Source organism: Allocoprococcus comes (assembly GCF_013300725.1).
Lineage (GTDB): Bacteria > Bacillota > Clostridia > Lachnospirales > Lachnospiraceae > Allocoprococcus > Allocoprococcus comes_A.
On the sequence record NZ_JAAIMM010000021.1, the window covers coordinates 1 to 17,598 of the forward strand.

At 43.5% G+C, this 17,598-nt stretch carries 15 protein-coding genes; 2 read left to right on the plus strand and 13 right to left on the minus strand.

The genetic code is table 11. The features are described from left to right. Positions 1–109: 109 nt before the first annotated feature. Both G4407_RS11400 and G4407_RS11405 read right to left on the minus strand, forming a co-directional pair. Positions 110–1,312: a class I SAM-dependent rRNA methyltransferase gene (locus G4407_RS11400; protein WP_173688984.1), complete on the minus strand. Its 1,203-nt coding sequence runs from the start codon at positions 1,310–1,312 to the stop codon at positions 110–112. Between the two features lie 42 nt (positions 1,313–1,354). Continuing rightward, the gene (locus G4407_RS11405) at positions 1,355–1,822 is read right to left on the minus strand and encodes an HAD family hydrolase (RefSeq protein WP_022221108.1); all 468 of its coding nucleotides are present in this window, start codon (positions 1,820–1,822) and stop codon (positions 1,355–1,357) included. A gap of 116 nt (positions 1,823–1,938) precedes the next feature. Here G4407_RS11405 and G4407_RS11410 point away from each other — a divergent pair, with 116 nt between their 5' ends. Beyond that, complete coding sequence (locus tag G4407_RS11410; protein ID WP_173688985.1) at positions 1,939–2,649, plus strand: gamma-glutamyl-gamma-aminobutyrate hydrolase family protein; 711 nt, start codon at positions 1,939–1,941, stop codon at positions 2,647–2,649. 232 nt (positions 2,650–2,881) lie between these two features. Here G4407_RS11410 and G4407_RS11415 read toward each other — a convergent pair whose 3' ends face one another. Then, positions 2,882–3,523, minus strand: coding sequence for an HAD family hydrolase (locus G4407_RS11415; RefSeq protein WP_173688986.1), 642 nt, complete (start codon positions 3,521–3,523; stop codon positions 2,882–2,884). 120 nt (positions 3,524–3,643) lie between these two features. Then, positions 3,644–4,768, minus strand: coding sequence for a trigger factor (gene tig, locus G4407_RS11420; RefSeq protein ID WP_173688987.1), 1,125 nt, complete (start codon positions 4,766–4,768; stop codon positions 3,644–3,646). A gap of 237 nt (positions 4,769–5,005) precedes the next feature. Here tig and G4407_RS11425 point away from each other — a divergent pair, with 237 nt between their 5' ends. Then, positions 5,006–5,446: a hypothetical protein gene (locus G4407_RS11425; RefSeq protein ID WP_022221110.1), complete on the plus strand. Its 441-nt coding sequence runs from the start codon at positions 5,006–5,008 to the stop codon at positions 5,444–5,446. Positions 5,447–5,548: 102 nt separating this feature from the next. Here G4407_RS11425 and G4407_RS11430 read toward each other — a convergent pair whose 3' ends face one another. The 9 genes from G4407_RS11430 to G4407_RS11470 form a co-directional block, all read right to left on the minus strand. Further along, positions 5,549–6,022 (minus strand): YwiB family protein, encoded by a 474-nt coding sequence (locus tag G4407_RS11430; RefSeq protein WP_055247913.1) that lies wholly within the window; start codon positions 6,020–6,022, stop codon positions 5,549–5,551. A gap of 24 nt (positions 6,023–6,046) precedes the next feature. Next, positions 6,047–7,024: a 6-phosphofructokinase gene (gene pfkA, locus G4407_RS11435; protein ID WP_055247911.1), complete on the minus strand. Its 978-nt coding sequence runs from the start codon at positions 7,022–7,024 to the stop codon at positions 6,047–6,049. Positions 7,025–7,109: 85 nt separating this feature from the next. Then, positions 7,110–10,589, minus strand: a complete 3,480-nt coding sequence (locus G4407_RS11440) for a DNA polymerase III subunit alpha (protein ID WP_173688988.1) — start codon at positions 10,587–10,589, stop codon at positions 7,110–7,112. Positions 10,590–11,031: 442 nt separating this feature from the next. Then, complete coding sequence (locus tag G4407_RS11445; RefSeq protein WP_173688989.1) at positions 11,032–12,117, minus strand: PD-(D/E)XK nuclease family transposase; 1,086 nt, start codon at positions 12,115–12,117, stop codon at positions 11,032–11,034. A gap of 299 nt (positions 12,118–12,416) precedes the next feature. Next, complete coding sequence (locus G4407_RS11450; protein ID WP_173688990.1) at positions 12,417–13,823, minus strand: alanine/glycine:cation symporter family protein; 1,407 nt, start codon at positions 13,821–13,823, stop codon at positions 12,417–12,419. A 357-nt stretch (positions 13,824–14,180) separates the two neighbouring features. Continuing rightward, a complete protein-coding gene (gene pcp / locus G4407_RS11455) occupies positions 14,181–14,825 on the minus strand; it encodes a pyroglutamyl-peptidase I (RefSeq protein WP_173688991.1) in 645 nt (214 codons plus the stop codon). 23 nt (positions 14,826–14,848) lie between these two features. Next, on the minus strand, positions 14,849–15,838 hold the full coding sequence (locus tag G4407_RS11460) for a M29 family metallopeptidase (protein WP_243259199.1): 990 nt from the start codon (positions 15,836–15,838) through the stop codon (positions 14,849–14,851). A 91-nt stretch (positions 15,839–15,929) separates the two neighbouring features. Further along, positions 15,930–16,883: a DUF979 domain-containing protein gene (locus tag G4407_RS11465; RefSeq protein ID WP_173688992.1), complete on the minus strand. Its 954-nt coding sequence runs from the start codon at positions 16,881–16,883 to the stop codon at positions 15,930–15,932. Positions 16,884–16,897: 14 nt separating this feature from the next. Further along, positions 16,898–17,590, minus strand: a complete 693-nt coding sequence (locus tag G4407_RS11470; RefSeq protein ID WP_173688993.1) for a DUF969 domain-containing protein — start codon at positions 17,588–17,590, stop codon at positions 16,898–16,900. Positions 17,591–17,598: the final 8 nt, after the last annotated feature.

Consider the following 17,598-nt stretch of genomic DNA (forward strand, 5'->3'; position numbering starts at 1 on the left):
ATACCCCCATATAGGACTTTTATATTTCATTGTCCTATATGAGGGTAGCATATCATATTCAATCCCCTTTTTATTATATAAATTGCAGTATTTACAATGCGTTTAAAGTCTACTTTTCATCGACGATCTGGAACACATAGAATTTTAAATAATACGATTCTTCTGCAGACCACAAAATCGGATGATCCGGTGCCTGTGTCCGGTATTCTACCTGTCTGACTCTCTTATGCACATTCTGCGCTGCCTGGTGGATCGTCTTCGTAAAAAGCTCATAATCCATAAAATGCGAGCAGGAACAGGTTGCCAGATATCCGCCTGGTTTTACCAGCTTCATTCCGCGCATATTGATCTCGCGATATCCCTTTGTCGCATTCTTGATCGTCTTACGGGATTTGGTAAATGCAGGTGGATCCAGGATTACCACATCATACTGCTTTCCTTCTTCTTCCAGCTTTGGAAGCAAGTCAAATACGTCTGCACAGACAAATTCAACTCTGTCTTCTAATCCATTGAGTCTTGCGTTCTCTCTTGCCTGTTCTACGCCAAGTTCTGAAGCATCTACACCTGTTACATGCTTTGCCCCTGCAATCCCTGCATTCAGCGCAAAAGAGCCAGTGTGCGTGAAGCAGTCCAGAACCTCTGCATCCTTGCAAAGTCTCTGGATTGCCAGACGATTGTATTTCTGATCCAGGAAAAATCCTGTCTTCTGTCCGTCTTTGACATCAACCATGTATCTGACACCATTTTCCACAATCTCAACTTTGGTATCAAATTCTTCACCGATAAAGCCTTTGACTCTCTCCATGCCTTCATTCTGACGAACCTTTGCATCGCTCCGTTCATACACGCCACGGATCGTAATTCCATCTTCTGAAAGAACCGCTTTCAAAATGTCCACGATCTCTTCTTTCATCCGGTCGATTCCGAGTGCAAGAGACTCTACAACCAGCACATCCGAGAATTTATCGATCACCAGCCCTGGAAGAAAATCCGCTTCCCCGAAAATCACACGGCAGCTTGATGTATCTACTGTCTTTTTCCGGTATTCCCACGCATCTCTCACTCTCATTTCCAGAAATGCATGATCGATCTCCTGATCCTGCTTTCTTGTCATCATACGGATCCGGATCTTAGAATTCATATTGATAAATCCTCTTCCCATTCCGTACCCGTCAAAATCATGGACGATCACAATGTCACCATTCTCAAATTCTCCCATGATCGAATCAATTTCATTATCGAATATCCAGGCGCCGCCTGATTTCAGCAGACGTCCCTCGCCCTTTTTCAATGTCACTATAGCCTGATGCATTTTTTCTCCTTCCACATACTCTTACGTATTCTTCTGCAAATATTATCCACGGAGTCCTGCAATGATCCGGCCTGGATAGAGCAGAAGATCCAGTCCATCCTGCATAGATCTGACACAGAGATCCGCATTTTTCAATAATTTCCCATAGACACCTTCCCGATCCATAACAGCGATGGAAAGTGCCGCCTCTTTCAGCATCCACTCATCGTTTCTGCCATTGCCGATTGCCACACAGCGCTTTGCACCGGTTGCTTTTACCAATTCCCTTTTATACTCCTTTGCATTACCTGTCGGAAATGTCTCCAGGATCACCGGAAGCCCTTCGCACTGCGCTTTCGCATTTCCATGCGTATCTGCAGTCAGTACATAAATTCGGAACTGCTCTGAAAGTGCGATAAGACGTTCCTTCACACTCGGCGGGATCACACCGTCCACAGCGATCGTCCCGTTCATATCTAAAAATATCGTATCAAGTTCTAATGTTTTATACTCCGGAATAACCAGTTTCATAGGAACTCCTTTCCTGCCATCTGGCACGTTGCTTTTTCTATTATAATACATATTTCATACAGACTCCACATATTTTGTAACAACTGTTTTATCTGATAAAGAGGAGGATTGTAAATATGAAACCAGTTGTTGGAATCTTATGCTGTGGCTTCGACGGCAAAAACCAGTTTGTAACCGATACCTATGTGCGGGCAGTCCGCATTTCCGGAGGAATCCCCCTTCTGATACCGATTCTTCCTCAGGACTTCCCGATCGATTCTTATCTTGACATATGCGATGGATTTCTACTCCCCGGAGGAGGTGATTTTACACCGTTTCTCTTCAATGAAGATCCACTTCCCGGTGTAGGACAGACCAATCTTTCTGTGGATCTTTTCCAGATTCATTTTGCAGAGGAAATCTTAAAACGGCATCTGCCGGTAATCGGCATCTGCCGGGGTATGCAGGTACTCAACGCTGCCTGTGGCGGAACGGTCTATCAGGATCTTTCCTGCCAGCCCGGAGATCCTTTTCTGCATATGCAGACCTCACAGAACCGCAGCGATATGTGGCATCAGATCTTCATCACCAAAGGCAGCCATCTTCATGAACTGACCGGAGACACTCTGTACACCAATAGTTTCCACCATCAGTCCGTTCATCTGCTCGGAAAAAATGTCCATGCCTGTGCACACACTTCTGATGGCACAGTCGAAGCAATCGAAATCGAAGGACAGCCTTTTGCACTTGGCGTACAGTGGCATCCGGAATCCATGTTTTTTACTTCTCCATGCATGCGGGAATTGTTTTCGCTTTTCGTCCGGTCGATGCTTCCCGGAACAGATTAAATTCCTTTTGCCGGGCTACAGACTCTGCTTTCTGCGGTTCCTTCAGAATATATGTATAACATGTTCACAAACGTTCATAATTCTTTCAAATTATAAACACACTTTTTTCACAAGATATGAGTATACTAATAATTGTCAAAAGGAAATAAACCTTTTCACATAATAAAATTTTTCTTTTTCATAAACGCCGATATTCGGGAAACCGGATATCGGCTCTCCTCATTTTCAGGGGTTATTTCAGATATTCCAGAAGTCCTCGCAGATCTGGGACAACATGATCTGCCATCTTTTTGACCTCTTCGTCCGCAGGTGTCAGATCCGGAACCATCGTCACATGGCAGCCCGCCTGATAAGCCGCATTTACCCCGTTCGGTGAATCTTCAACCGCCATGCACTCTTCAGGCTTCCGCCCGATCTTCTCACAGGCATAGAGATACACATCCGGCCTCGGTTTTCCCAATTTCACCATAGATGCACTGATGATCTCATCAAACAGCTCTTTAAATCCGACCATTTCCAGATAACGCACAGCCCTGTCTTCCGCTGTAGCCGTCACAACCGCTCTCTGATAACCACGTCTTTTCAGCTCCTTGATCGTCTCTTCCACATACGGCTTCTTCTCGATTCCGAAACGCGCAATGTGATCACTCATCAGTTCCTGTCTGCGCCGTCTGAGCTCATTGTATGGGAAATCCTCTCCAAAAATTTCCTTCATCTGCTCTCTTGCAAATACGGATGCACAGCTGCGGAATTTGTAGGCCGTTTCCAGGTCCAGCCGGTATCCCGCCTCCCGCATTGCCTTTTGTTTGTATACTGTCAGATATTTCTCTGTATCGATCAGGATGCCATCCATATCAAAAAGTACTGCTTTCATCTTGTCCTCCTGTAGCATATTTCATTTTGTAAAAACAATTACTTTCTATATCATACCATTCCCTTCAGGAAGAAAAAAGACGAAGATTTTACTCTCCGCCTTTTGACTGTTTGCTTATATCTATTTTGTACTTTCTGTGCTGCCGGTACTTCCTGTATTGCTTGAACCGCTTTTGCTGCTGTCAGATGAAGTACTTTTCACCTGCTTGCAGTTGTCTGCTACCCAGTCTTCTACGATATCCAGTCTTGCTGTCTTTTCCAGATTCTCCAGGTTCCCGGCATCTTCCAGTGCTTTTTTGAGTGCATCTACATCTTCGTATCCGTAAGCCTTTGCATACTCCTTATACTTCTTCTCAAGTGTCTTATCTGACACATCGATCTTTGCCTTCTCAATGATCAGATCTGCCACAAGGTTGGCCTTTACCTGATCCTTTGCAGCCTGGGTTGCCTTTGAATTAAAAGTTTCCTCATCCATATTCATATACTGTTTAAGGAAATCTGCAAAATCAAGGTTATAATAAGATGCCATATTCTTATACTGTGTCTTGATCGAACTGATCATATTCTTCAGATCCTTCTTCGGATACTTGTTCACAGTTGTGTTCTCAAGTACTGCTTTCCATGCATTTTCCTTGATTGTATTCTGCTGGTTTTCTTTGCTGTTTTTTTTCAGAGATTTTTTGATTTCCTTTTTGTACTCTTCCACCGTCTTGGAAGTCTCAGAAACACTCTGTACAAATTCATCGGTAAGCTCCGGTACATCGGTCTGGCTAATTCCCTTCAGTGTAACGGTAAACACAACTGCCTGACCTGCAAGCTCTTCATTTCCATAGTTTTCCGGGAAAGTCAGATCCAGATCAAAGGTATCACCGATATTATGTCCGACAACACCGTCCTCAAATCCGTCAATAAACTGACCGCTTCCTAATGTAAGCTGTGCATCTGTCGCTGTTCCACCATCAAATGCCACACCATCTTTTTTTCCTTCATAGTCGATCGTTACTGTATCTCCGGTTTGTGCTGCACGGTCTGTAACTTCTGTTGTAGTTGATTTAGACTGAAGCACACTGTTGATCTGTGTTTCTACATCATTATCCGATATCGCATCCGCATCTACTTTATCAATCTCCACACCTTTATATTTTGTAATCGTAACATAATCATTGGAAATCTCACCGGAGCATCCGGTAAGAAGTAATGACAATGCACAGATACCTGCTGCCAGTACTGTTAATTTCTTTTTCATTTTATTTTACACCTCTTATATCTTCATTCTCTCTGACTGTCCAAATCACCCACATCAGAGCGCTACATATGATTATAACACATAATCCGTCATTGAAAAGGGATTTCCCAAAATTCACATTTATTTCAGATTTTCCATTACTTTCAAAAAGCCGCCAAAAACTTCAAATTACTTGCACTTGTCTACAAACAATGCTACAATAAGCTATGTGTAAATATGATTTGAGGAGGAAAACCCGTGAGTAAGATAACGATCGTATTACTGGTAATTCTTGCCGTACTGCTTATCGCCCTGGTTGTTCTGTATTTCCTCGGTAAGAAAGCGCAGAAAAAGCAGGCAGAACAGGAAGAGATGATTGCAGCTGCTGCACAGCAGGTCAACATCCTGGTTATCGACAAAGGTAAGATGAAGCTTAAAGATGCCGGTTTCCCGTCAGTTGTTCTTGAGAATACACCTAAGTATCTTCGTCGTTCAAAGGTACCGGTAGTCAAGGCAAAAGTCGGACCAAAGATCATGACTCTGATGTGTGATGCAAGCATCTATGATCTTATTCCAGTCAAAAAAGAAGTAAAAGCAACCGTAAGCGGTATTTACATCACTGCAGTAAAAGGAGTCAGAGGTTCTCTTGAGACTCCACCTAAGAAAAAAGGATTCTGGGCAAGACTGCGGAACAAGTAAGATTAAAAAAGAATGTGCCATAAGGTACGTTCTTTTTTATTCCCCATAATGAAAAACAGGGTAAATGATTCTGAGCCGATCGAATCATTTACCCTTTTTGTTTTATTTTCCTGAAATTGCTTCCTCTGCCTGTGCTTTCGGTCTTATGCTCATTGCGATCCGGCAGTCTGCCGTCGCTTCATGATTCACATCAAGCCCATACTCCACAGCAATATCAATTCGCTCATCATCCACATTCACATCCAGCTTCCGTGTATGAATTCCAACATGAAGCTGCCCATACGGTGTATCATAATAAGTAACATTCATCTGATTCTTCTCAAATACCATATGTGCATTCGTAATTCCGCTCTTCATGATCTCCATCGAATCTTCACCGGTGATCTTGATCTTATTCTTAACCACCCCCGGAATCCCTTCCATTACTTCATCATAAAGAATATAATGCTTTCCGTTCTTCCAGTAATAGCTCGCCGGAGTGATCACTTCGATCGGCTCATTCTCTTCATTTTCTTCCGGATCTGCAAATGCCATATCATGCAGTCCGGAAATCGTCAATAATACATCCTGTGTCATACACGTCATCCAATCTGTCTGTTATTAGATGGCAAGCTGTTTTGCGATATCGTACTGGTACTCCGGAATTCCTTTCTGCATTGCCAGTGCTTCGTTGATATCGAAGTCAATATACTCGCCATGTTTGTATCCTACTACACGGTTTGTTTTTCCTTCAAGAAGAAGATCTACGGCAAGAGATCCCATGATAGATGCATAAACTCTGTCTTTTGCTGTCGGGCTTCCACCACGCTGCATGTGACCAAGAATCGTAGCACGGGTCTCCATACCTGTCTCTTTTTCGATTCTCTTTGCCATATTCATAGAATCACCGATACCTTCGGCATTGATGATAATGTAATGCTTTTTACCGCGTTTTCTGCTTTCTTTGATGTCTGCAATGATCTTTGCTTCATCGTAGTCATGTTCCTCAGGAAGAAGAATCTTCTCTGCTCCATTGGCAATACCGCACCACAGTGCAAGGTATCCTGCATCACGTCCCATAACTTCGATAACACTGCATCTTTCATGTGATGTAGATGTATCACGTACTTTGTCGATTGCTTCCATCGCTGTATTAACCGCTGTATCGAATCCGATTGTGTATTCTGTACATGCGATATCAAGATCGATCGTTCCCGGAAGTCCGATTGTATTTACTCCAAAATCAGATAATTTCTGTGCTCCCTTGAAGGAACCGTCTCCTCCGATAACTACCAGACCGTCAATTCCGTATTTCTTACAGATTGCTGCTGCTTTCTGCTGTCCTTCTGGTGTACGCATTTCCTCGCAACGGGCTGTCAGAAGAATCGTTCCACCTCTCTGGATCGTGTCTGATACATCTCTGGCACTTAAATCAATAATTTCCTCGTTAAGAAGTCCTGAATAACCTCTTCTGATTCCTCTTACTTTCAGTCCTTTGCCCAATGCGGTTCTTACAACTGCACGGATTGCAGCGTTCATTCCCGGTGCGTCTCCACCACTGGTCAATACGCCGATAGTTCTGATTACTTTTTCTGCCATGATATGTCTCCTCCGTCTCTTCTACTTTGTAACTTTACTATCCTTTTGCTTAATTTATCTCAATTCACACGTTATTGTATAATATTCACCCCTTCATTTCAATGGGTTTTTCTATTACTTTTACACAATCTTCTCCGAAATAATTCGTCAATCTGCTCAAAATCCCAGGTTCTACCTGGATATTTGCGTTTTTAGGCAATCTTTTTACCGCTCTCTCCGCTTTGCAGAAGATTACAACCTGATCCTCGCCCTCACTTTCCGCGAGCATCCGGAACAGATTCTGCTCATCCTGAAGGTAACTCTGTTTGTCTGCATACTGGATCCACAGTTCTTTTTTCGTCATCTCAAACGGAATTACTTCCTCACAGATCAGCTTACTTGCATTATCGTCCTCTTCCGATACGCGTCCGCGCACAAATACCTTGCTGTCCTCCTGCAGATACTGCTGGCTCTTCTCATAGCTCTGCGGGAAAATGACAACCTCTACCGTTCCAAGAAGATCCTCTACGGTAATAAATGCCATCGTCTGATTCTTCTTTGTGTATTTGATCGTCTTTGATGTGATCATACCACCGATGATCTCCCTTGACCCGTCACGCACTTTTGTCCGTCCGGTCTCTTCATCAAGCTGAAAATCCAATGTTGTTGCAGAAATACTCTTCCTCCATTTCTCTTCATATTCTTCCAATGGATGTCCGCTGATATACACGCCGAGTACTTCTTTTTCAAATGCAAGCATCGTCTCCTTCTGGTATTCCCCCACATCCGGAAGCGTGACCTCAAATTCTTTTTTCTGTTCGTCATCCACAATATCAAAGAGCGATATCTGTCCGGCAAGCGAATTTTTCTTGTTCTGCGCTACCTGATCCATGATCTGCACATAAATGATCATAAACTGCTTTCTGGTCCCTTTCAGGCTGTCAAATGCGCCGGATTTGATAAAGTTTTCTACCGCACGTTTATTGACTTCCTTACCGGAAAGCCGTTCCAGAAAATCCTTCAGATCACGAAACGTGCCATGCTCTTCTCTGTCCCGGATGATCTGCTCGATCACCGGTCTTCCGACCCCCTTGATCGCCGCAAGTCCGTAACGGATATTACCATTATCCACAGAAAAATCACCAACCCCACGATTGATATCCGGCGGCAGGATAGAAATTCCTATCTGTCGGCAAGTGTAAATGTATTCGGCAACCTTTCCCGGATTGTCGATGACAGAAGTCATAAGCGCTGCCATATATTCTACCGGATAATAATATTTCAGATACGCTGTCTGGTATGAGACAACCGCATAAGCTGCCGCATGTGATTTGTTAAACGCATACTTTGCAAAATCGATCATTTCATCATAGATCTTATTCGCAACCTTTTCATCGATTCCATTTTTGACACAGCCCGGAATGCCTTCTTCCTCATTACCATATACAAAATTCTGACGCTCTCTCTGCATCACGTCGCCCTTTTTCTTACTCATGGCACGACGTACAAGGTCGCTTCGCCCAAGTGAATATCCGGCAAGGTCACGCACGATCTGCATAACCTGTTCCTGGTATACGATGCAGCCGTAGGTCGGTGCCAGGATCGGCTCTAACTGTGGGCATTCGTAAGTAATAAGCTCCGGATGGTTCTTTCCTTTGATATACTGCGGAATGAAATCCATCGGCCCCGGACGGTAAAGGGAAATTCCGGCGATGATGTCTTCCAGGCTCTGTGGGCGAAGCTCCTTCATGAAGCTCTTCATCCCTGCACTTTCTATCTGGAAAATACCGTCTGTCTTGCCGGTTCCGATATAGTCAAGTACTGCTTTATCATTATAATTTAATTCTTCTGTTACCAGCTTCACACCGGTACTTTTTTCAACCAGTCTGATCGCATCCTGGATGACGGTCAGGGTACGAAGCCCTAGGAAATCCATTTTCAGAAGTCCCAGTTCTTCCAGCGTAGTCATGGTAAACTGTGTGACCACATTATTGTCCGCTCCAAGTGCCAGCGGAACATATTCATCCACATCCTTCTGACTGATCACGACTCCCGCGGCATGCATGGATGTATGCCGTGGCAGACCTTCCAGTCTCTTTGACATATCGATCAGCTCTTTTACCTGCGGGTCTTCATCATAGAGCTTCTTCAGCTCATGGTTCATCTTCAAGGATTTATCCAGTGTAATATTCAGTTCTTTCGGAATCATCTTTGCAATTGAATCCACAAAGGCATAGGAAAGATCCATAACCCTTCCCACATCCCGCAGCACCCCGCGCGCCTGCAGTGTACCAAAGGTTACGATCTGCACCACCCGGTCTTTGCCGTATTTACGCACAACATAGTCAATGACCTCCTGCCTTCTTTCAAAGCAGAAGTCCACGTCGATATCGGGCATGGACACACGTTCCGGATTCAGGAAACGCTCGAACAGCAGCTGATACCGGATCGGATCGATATTGGTGATCGCAAGTGTGTACGCCACAATGCTTCCCGCCGCAGATCCACGCCCAGGTCCAACCATGATTCCATTGCTTTTTGCAAAATGAATGAAATCCCATACAATAAGGAAGTAATCCACGTAACCCATGCTTTTGATAACGCCCAATTCATAATTCAGACGCTCCACAAGAGCTGGATCCGGGTCTTCTCCATATCGTCTTTTCAGTCCGTCAAAACAGAGCTTATTCAAATATTCCCATGAGGTAAATCCTTCCGGCACATCGAATTTCGGAAGCTTTGTCACACCAAATTCAATCTCTACATGGCATCTGTCTGCAATCTTCTGTGTATTTTCCAGCGCCTCCGGTGCATATGGGAAAAGTTCTGCCATCTCTTCTTTGGACTTCACGTAGTACTGTCCGCCTTCATAGCGCATCCGATCCTCGTCTGCGAGCTTTTTCCCTGTCTGAAGACAAAGCAGGATATCATGTGGCTTTTCATCTTCTGCGTAGGTATAATGCACGTCATTGGTCGCCACAAGATCGATTCCGATCTCCTGCGACAGACGCATCAGCTGCTGGTTGACGGTGCGCTGCTCCGGAATCCCATGATCCTGCAGTTCCAGAAAAAAGTTGCCTTTCCCAAAAATCTGTTCATAATGAAGCGCAGCCTTTTTTCCTTCTTCATACATCCCTCTCGCCAGATTCCTCTGTACCTCTCCGGCAAGACATGCACTGAGGGCAATGATTCCTTCGTGATAGGTCTCCAGAAGCTCATAATCTACTCTTGGCTTATAATAGTAACCTTCCGTAAATGCACGTGACACGATCTTCATCAGATTGGCGTAGCCCGTATTATTCTCGGCAAGAAGTACCAGGTGATAATATCGGTCCTCATCGCGTCCTACGGCCGTTTTATCGAATCTGGATCCCGGTGCCACGTAGACTTCGCATCCCAGCACAGGATTGATTCCTGCCGCCCTTGCCGCCCTGTAGAAGTCAATGACGCCATACATAACACCATGATCTGTGATCGCCGCGGCTGTCATCCCCAGTTCTTTGACTCTGGCAACATATTCTTTAATTTTATTTGAACCGTCCAGAAGGCTGTATTCCGTATGGACGTGCAAATGCGCAAAATTCATATTGTGTTCGCTCCTTTTCTCTGTGTTCCATTCTAGCAGAAATGCGGGGGATTTCCAACTGGTGGAGGAAAATTTTGTTGGTTGGTGGCGGCGGATTTCCAAATATATGTACTCCGGTTCCCCTCGGCAAAACATTCCGATGAACCCCCGAAAACGGGAATCGTGTTCAGCAATGGCTTCCACGATTCCTGGGTTTCATCTCCATTGCCTCGAAGGGAACCGGAGTACATATATTTGGAAATCCGCCTGTTCAACGGTATCGAATGATTTTCTGGGGGTGTTGGAATCTTCTGAAAGAGAATTGATGGAAACACAGATTATACTTAATTGTGCTGTCACAACCTTATTTATCCTCTAACGCAAAAATACCGCCGCATCAGACATATTTCCAATGCGACGATATTCATCTTTTATTATAGCCAGTAACCAGTACGCCCTTCTCTTATCTGGATGACTCTTCTAACTGCTCCATCAGTTCCTGAATCTTTTCTTCTCTTTTTTTAAGAAGTTGATTCATTTCTTCTATACGCTTTGCATCTTCATGGATGATCCTGCCTTGATCTTCAAGCTTTTTTTGCTGTCCTTTGATCTCTCTATTTTTGGCATCGATTTCTTTCTTTTGCCCTTCAAGCTCTTCCTGCATCTCATCGATCATATACCGTACTGTATTTTTATCCAATATCTCCAGCTCTTTCGAGAACATTTCCATCATCCTTTCCACATTCTGGCACATGGTATATACTTCTTCATAAAGAGCCTTAAACTCCGGTATTTTTTCGACTAGCTGCATGATTCTCTCCGGATTATCTTCACTTAGAAATAATAACCATTTTTCCAGATTATTCTCAATCTCTCCATCTTTATTTTGAATGACATCCCGGAAGATGTCAAGGCATATAAACGTGTATTTCTGAAGCAGATCTGCCTGGATTCCGGTATCGCTTTTCTGCTCCATATGATGGATATAAATCTGCTCTGAAAATTCATGATATTTCTTCTCACTTTTTTCAAATAACACGATTGTATATACGTTCTTGACATCTTTATATGTAAAACTCTTTCCTTTTTCTTCCCGTAGTCGCTTATACTGCCGTAAAAGCAAATCAGCTGAATAACACGCACTTCTCTGTCCTGAAAAGCGGTATCCCAGCTTCTGGATTTCCACATTTGCCAGACTTCCGTCCGTCAACTGTACCACCATGTCCATAATTAAAAGTGAATCCTCTGCTGCAATTCTCGCAGATTCATTTGGCAGCACATGCAGGATTTTCACTTTCTCCCCTATTGCTGCTGAAATAAACTCTTCCAGCCGCCTCGGTGCCGTCTCCGGATTCATAATCTGCTTAAAAAATGAATCATACAGTAATTTTACCCCTTTTACACCTGTACAAAAATCTAAAAATTCTTCCTTCTGTTTCTTTTCCCAGCTGTAAAAAACACTATGCATTTTTGTATTCCCATCAATCTCGTCCAGAATCGCCTGCCTGGTCTTTATCATTGGGAAATACTTCTGTAATTTCGTTCTCATATATTTCCTCCCGCTACAATTTTTATCAGGAGCATTTTCAGATATGAGTTTCCATAAGCTGCTGGTTATATGACTATAATTTGATTTTTAGATTTTCTATCGTTCTTTTTCTCCACATCTTGTTGCCTGATTATAACATGGTCCCAGTCCGTCTTCAATTAGCAAATGTTCTGAAAATAAAGAGGTCTGTTGATATCACAACCTCAAATAACAAAGGACTCAGAAATTTGAATCGCTCTCCCAAATACACACAATAAAAATATCCTGATAGCAGAACACTTCTACCATCAGGATATTTCCTATGATTCTGTCGCTTTCACGCCAACAGAAACTTTTTTTATATTTGGTTTTGAAAAATACAGTTTTGTTTCCCCAATGATCACTTTTCTAAGTGCAATAATTGCGATCAGATTTGGAATGATCATCAGCGCATTCGTGATATCTGCCAGGAGCCAGATTGGTTCCAGCGATAAAAACGGCGCCAGTGCAATCGCTGCAATGTAGATGATCTTATATGGTTTGATCCATTTTGTTGTGCCGGTCAGATAAACCAGGCAGCGTTCTCCGTAATAATTCCATCCCAAAATGGTGGTAAATGCAAAGAACATAATTCCTACTGCGATCAGATACTTTCCTATATTGTGCGGCAGACACATGTTATATGCCGCCGTAACAAGCGTACTTCCGTTCATATCCGAACTGTTCATCAGCCCACTACTGATGATAACCAGTCCTGTCATAGAACAGGTCAGAATCGTAGTAACAAACACACTTGTCATGGAAAGAAGCCCCTGTCTCACACCGGAGTTCGTCTTCGCTGCTGCTGCAACGATCGGTGAACTTCCAAGTCCTGCCTCATTTGTATAGACCCCTCTGGCAATCCCGGTTCTCATAACCGTCATAAACGTAATGACACCTGTTCCTGCAGTTCCTCCGATTACCGATTCTTTTGCAAATGCACAGGTAAAAATGGTCTTAAAAGCATCCGGTACCGCCGCCCGGTTGATCACCAGCGCCACTACCGAGCCTCCAAGAAAAGTAAGCGCCATGATCGGCACCACAATTTCAGCAACCTTTGAAATACTTTTAATTCCTCCGATCGTTACAACCGCAGTAAGTATCGTCACAATCACACCTGCTACAATGATCGGTATATGGAATGTCACATTGACAGATTCTGTGATCGCATTTACCTGCGGAAACGTTCCGCAGCCAAATAATGCTGTACATATGCCAAACACAGAAAAGATTTTTGCAAGCCAAATAAACCTCTCTCCCATACCATTTTGGATATAAAACATCGGTCCGCCAGCCATCTGGTTATTCTCGTCCGTCACTCGATATTTTACCGCTAAAAGACTTTCCGAATATTTCGTCACCATACCAAGTATGGCTGAAATCCACATCCAGAATAACGATCCCGGTCCACCAATTCGAAGCGCCGTTGCAACTCCAACAATACTTCCTGTTCCTATATCTGCTGCCATCGTTGTACATAGCGTCGCAAATGCCGATACATCTCCTTCTCCGCTCCCGGTTCCACTTTCTTTTTCGAAGATGATCCTTACCGCACGTGGAAATTTTGTGATCTGCAGCCCTCTCAATTTGATAGTAAAGTAAAGCCCTGTACCGATCAGCAGCAACAATGTCGGAGGTCCCCATACATAACTTTGGATAGTCGTCAGCATCCCCATTAAATTACTCATTTCACTTCTCCTTCGCCTCTGTTATTGTTTTCCATCCATATTTTTTTTACGATAATCTTTTCCCCACTAGATTGTTTTCTTCACCTTCTTAATCAACTTGATTTTTTAAAAAAAGCTCTCTTCGTTCGTAAAATTGTTCATTTTTCTTATTTCCGCTTCGCTTTCTTTATGCATATTATACATAACATTCTTTTCCATGACAAATCAATTCTTTTTCTTTATAATAGAATTTTTTAATATTTAATGAACATTCATTCTCTTTAAGTGATATGATACTGTATTTTTGATAGAATTTCTCAAAAAAATACCGCCGCATCAGATCTCATTTCCAATGCGACGGTATTTCCTATTTACATATTAATGGGTAGTTCCCATAGCCTCTTTTACATCTTCTGTATTATTCACTACAGCTTCAATACAGTATTCCAGAGACTTTGCGATGGTCTCAAGCGGCATGCTTGCCATTCCGTTCGCTTTATCTACAACCTGTTCGCATGCGAATGGAACATGGATAAATCCGGCACGGATGTTGGTGTATTTGGTTGCACACATATGCAGTACATTGTACATTACACAGTTGCATACGTAGGTTCCTGCTGTAAAAGATACATGGCATGGAAGTCCGTGAGCACGTACATTCTGAACCATTGCATTTACCGGAATTGTTGCAAAGTATCCGGTTGGACCGTCTGCCTGAAGTGGCTCATCAAGTGGCTGGTCACCTGCATTGTCCGGAATCCGGGCATCTGCAAGGTTGATTCCTACTTTTTCTACCGTTACGCAGGAACGTCCGCCTGCCTGACCTACGTTGATCACTATATCCGGGTTATGTTCCTTGATCGCTGCTTCAACTGCCGGTGCACTTTTCTTGAATTCTGTAGGGATCTCTACATATACGATCTCTGCTCCCGCAATTGTTGACGGAAGAAGCTTGATTGCCTCGAATGCCGGATTTACACTTTCTCCCCCAAATGGATCAAATCCTGTTAATAAAACCTTCATGTTAATTTCCTCCTTTATATCTCTTAGTATAACACAGGCTCCGGGATAATAACCTTCCCCTGCTGCATGATCTGTCTGTTGTCCGTGTAAATATCCGGTTCCATACATACCAGATCAAAATGCCCTTTGGCGTTCTGAATACCTCCAAGAGCAATATTACGCCCAAGTCCTACATGGAATGTCCCATAAGCGGATTCATCCTCAATATAACAGTTTCCAAGGCACTGCGAGCATGAATTTAATCCGATCCCGAGCTCCCCTGCAATATAGATCCGGGGATCCTGATAATCTTCCATATATTTTTTCAACCGAATTCCGGTCGGTGTCTCTTCAATCTCCGTAATCCGTCCGCCTTTAAATAAAATCCTTGTCGGTTCCTCTGCGCGACCAATATATCCGAGAGAACCGTCAAGCACCATCACCCCTTCTGTCTTTGTCTCCTCGATCGGAACATAGACCTCAATACTGGAAGAAGAATATCCCTTTCCATCCTTCAGAACTCCGTTAAAAAATCCCGGATCTCTGCCCACTTTGCAGAACATCATATCCGTTCCTGCCGGAGTTGTCACACGGACTTTTTCTGAATACTTGAGATATTTGATAAATGCCTTTGCCATCAGCCGGCTCTTCTTCGTATCCATCGTCAGAAAATCGTATTCCAGAAAAGATCTTCCGTCATTGGTTGCCAGTGGCAGGGACAGGAATTTCTTGTGTTTCTGTATCGCACGCTTTGCGGCTTTCGTTGTCACCAGCGAATACTCTGTCGCCGCGATAATTGCCGTATAAGGATCGAAAACTGCTTCATTATCATCAAAAAAGATTCCCACATGACGCCCCTTGTTCTCGACAAGCAGCGTATTCACTGACCGTGCTTTTCCGGAAGCCTCTTTTTCCATTGCTTTTGCTTCTGCAAGATATTCCTTCGATGTCACGATCAGTACTTTGTCCCACGCCCTTACTTTTACCCATTCGTGAATAATGATCCGGGCCCCCCGTTCCATATTCGGTGTCATATGTTCCTCTTCTTTCTATCGCTTAAGGATTCTAAGGCCACCATTTCTCTGAAAAGTCAGAAAACGATGACCTTAGTTTCTCATATCTTATTTACTTTAATACTATCATATAACAGATCTGGAATACAAGCATAATAAGTGCAACCAGAACCTGATTCTTGATTACGCCCCAACGGTCCTTCATATTCAGGATCGCTACCGGCAGGATATTGAAGTTTGCTGCCATTGGTGTAAGCAGAGTTCCACAGTATCCACATGTAAGTGCGATCATACCGATCACTACCGGATTGGCACCGTAAGCAAGTACGAATGGTGCTCCGATACCAACGGTCATAACTGTGATCGCAGCAAATGCATTTCCCATGATCATAGTAAAGAGTACCATACCGATCGCATATATGATGATACCAACGTTTACATTTCCCTTCGGAACGACCTTTTCAACAAGCTGTGCGATAACATCGCCGACTCCTGCTGCCGTAAATACACCACCAAGGCATCCCAGTAACTGAGGAAGCATACTGAGTGGTCCTGTGATTCCGAGGAATCTTTCCGAATCATTTAAGAATACTACCGGTTTATTCTGTTTTGAATCGTAAGCAATCAGTAAGATCATTGCAACAATAACACCAATTGTGATTGCGATCATTGAACTCATGTTACTGAATAATGCAAAGAACAGGGAGCATACAGCTACTGAGAATGCCGGGATGAAAATTTTCATACCGATCTTCTTAAACTGCTGTTCTGTATGTTCTTTTGTCGGATTATCGACTTTGCCGATTTTAACCTTCTTAAAGATCGGCGGCAGGCACATGATCAGAACAAGGGCACCGGAAACTTTTGCCGGCAACCATGTACCGAATCCACATACGACACCGAAAGAACACCAGAAAACAGCGGTTCCGACTCTTGACGGATTCTCTTTGTCCAGAAGGTTCTTGATTCCTGCATAAATTGTGATCAGTCCAATAATGATCCATACCACATTCAGTCCGATGGTATTAAATGAATCACCGATCTGTATAAATTTTAAATTACTCATCTGTCTTCCTCCCTCTATTTCTTAGTATCTGCTGATTTCCCGTAATATTTCTTCATCAGTCGGTTGTCTTTCGCGATAACAAAAATGCAAGAAACAACCAGTGCGAATAATGCTACCGGGATTTCAACTGCAGCAAGGTCGATCAGTTCTACTTCATATCCAAGACCTGCAAGTGTTGTCTGTACAAGGATTCCACCTGCTCCACCTACGAACAGTACCTGGAAGAAGAACCATGTGAAGTTCTGCATTGCAACGGAAAGTCCTTTTGCATTATCCACGTGATCTTCATTTGCTTTGCCAAATTTGTTGGTGATCGCACCTTCTGCCATCGGAAGAAGCACCGGACGGATAAATCCGGCTACACCACCGAAACTGACATTGAATGCTCCAAACAGCGCATTCAGAATACCATATGCAGCAACCAGCTTACCTGCTGTCGCACTCTTAACCTTTCTGATCAGGTTGGCCGCTGCTTCACGCAGACCGTTTCTTTCAAGAGTACCTGTAACAAGCAGGATCATGATAAAGATCGCCATACTTCTGTTCGCTACAAAGTTTGTACCGATTGTTTCCAGAAGTCCGCTCACTCCAAGTCCTCCAACAATCCCTGTCGTGATAAGGGCCAGGAAAATAATGAGGATTGAATCCAGTTTCAGCGCGAATCCGACGATTACGATTAACACGCCAAGTAATTTGATGAGTTCCATACCTAACT

What these genes read in the sequence shown, in the direction of transcription:
- G4407_RS11400 (WP_173688984.1), bottom strand. Translation starts at nt 1,312, where the DNA reads ATGCATCAGGCTATAGTGACATTGAAAAAGGGCGAGGGACGTCTGCTG.
- G4407_RS11405 (WP_022221108.1), bottom strand. Translation starts at nt 1,822, where the DNA reads ATGAAACTGGTTATTCCGGAGTATAAAACATTAGAACTTGATACGATA.
- G4407_RS11410 (WP_173688985.1), top strand. Translation starts at nt 1,939, where the DNA reads ATGAAACCAGTTGTTGGAATCTTATGCTGTGGCTTCGACGGCAAAAAC.
- G4407_RS11415 (WP_173688986.1), bottom strand. Translation starts at nt 3,523, where the DNA reads ATGAAAGCAGTACTTTTTGATATGGATGGCATCCTGATCGATACAGAG.
- tig (WP_173688987.1), bottom strand. Translation starts at nt 4,768, where the DNA reads ATGAAAAAGAAATTAACAGTACTGGCAGCAGGTATCTGTGCATTGTCA.
- G4407_RS11430 (WP_055247913.1), bottom strand. Translation starts at nt 6,022, where the DNA reads ATGACACAGGATGTATTATTGACGATTTCCGGACTGCATGATATGGCA.
- pfkA (WP_055247911.1), bottom strand. Translation starts at nt 7,024, where the DNA reads ATGGCAGAAAAAGTAATCAGAACTATCGGCGTATTGACCAGTGGTGGA.
- G4407_RS11440 (WP_173688988.1), bottom strand. Translation starts at nt 10,589, where the DNA reads ATGAATTTTGCGCATTTGCACGTCCATACGGAATACAGCCTTCTGGAC.
- G4407_RS11445 (WP_173688989.1), bottom strand. Translation starts at nt 12,117, where the DNA reads ATGAGAACGAAATTACAGAAGTATTTCCCAATGATAAAGACCAGGCAG.
- G4407_RS11450 (WP_173688990.1), bottom strand. Translation starts at nt 13,823, where the DNA reads ATGAGTAATTTAATGGGGATGCTGACGACTATCCAAAGTTATGTATGG.
- pcp (WP_173688991.1), bottom strand. Translation starts at nt 14,825, where the DNA reads ATGAAGGTTTTATTAACAGGATTTGATCCATTTGGGGGAGAAAGTGTA.
- G4407_RS11460 (WP_243259199.1), bottom strand. Translation starts at nt 15,838, where the DNA reads ATGACACCGAATATGGAACGGGGGGCCCGGATCATTATTCACGAATGG.
- G4407_RS11465 (WP_173688992.1), bottom strand. Translation starts at nt 16,883, where the DNA reads ATGAGTAATTTAAAATTTATACAGATCGGTGATTCATTTAATACCATC.
- G4407_RS11470 (WP_173688993.1), bottom strand. Translation starts at nt 17,590, where the DNA reads ATGGAACTCATCAAATTACTTGGCGTGTTAATCGTAATCGTCGGATTC.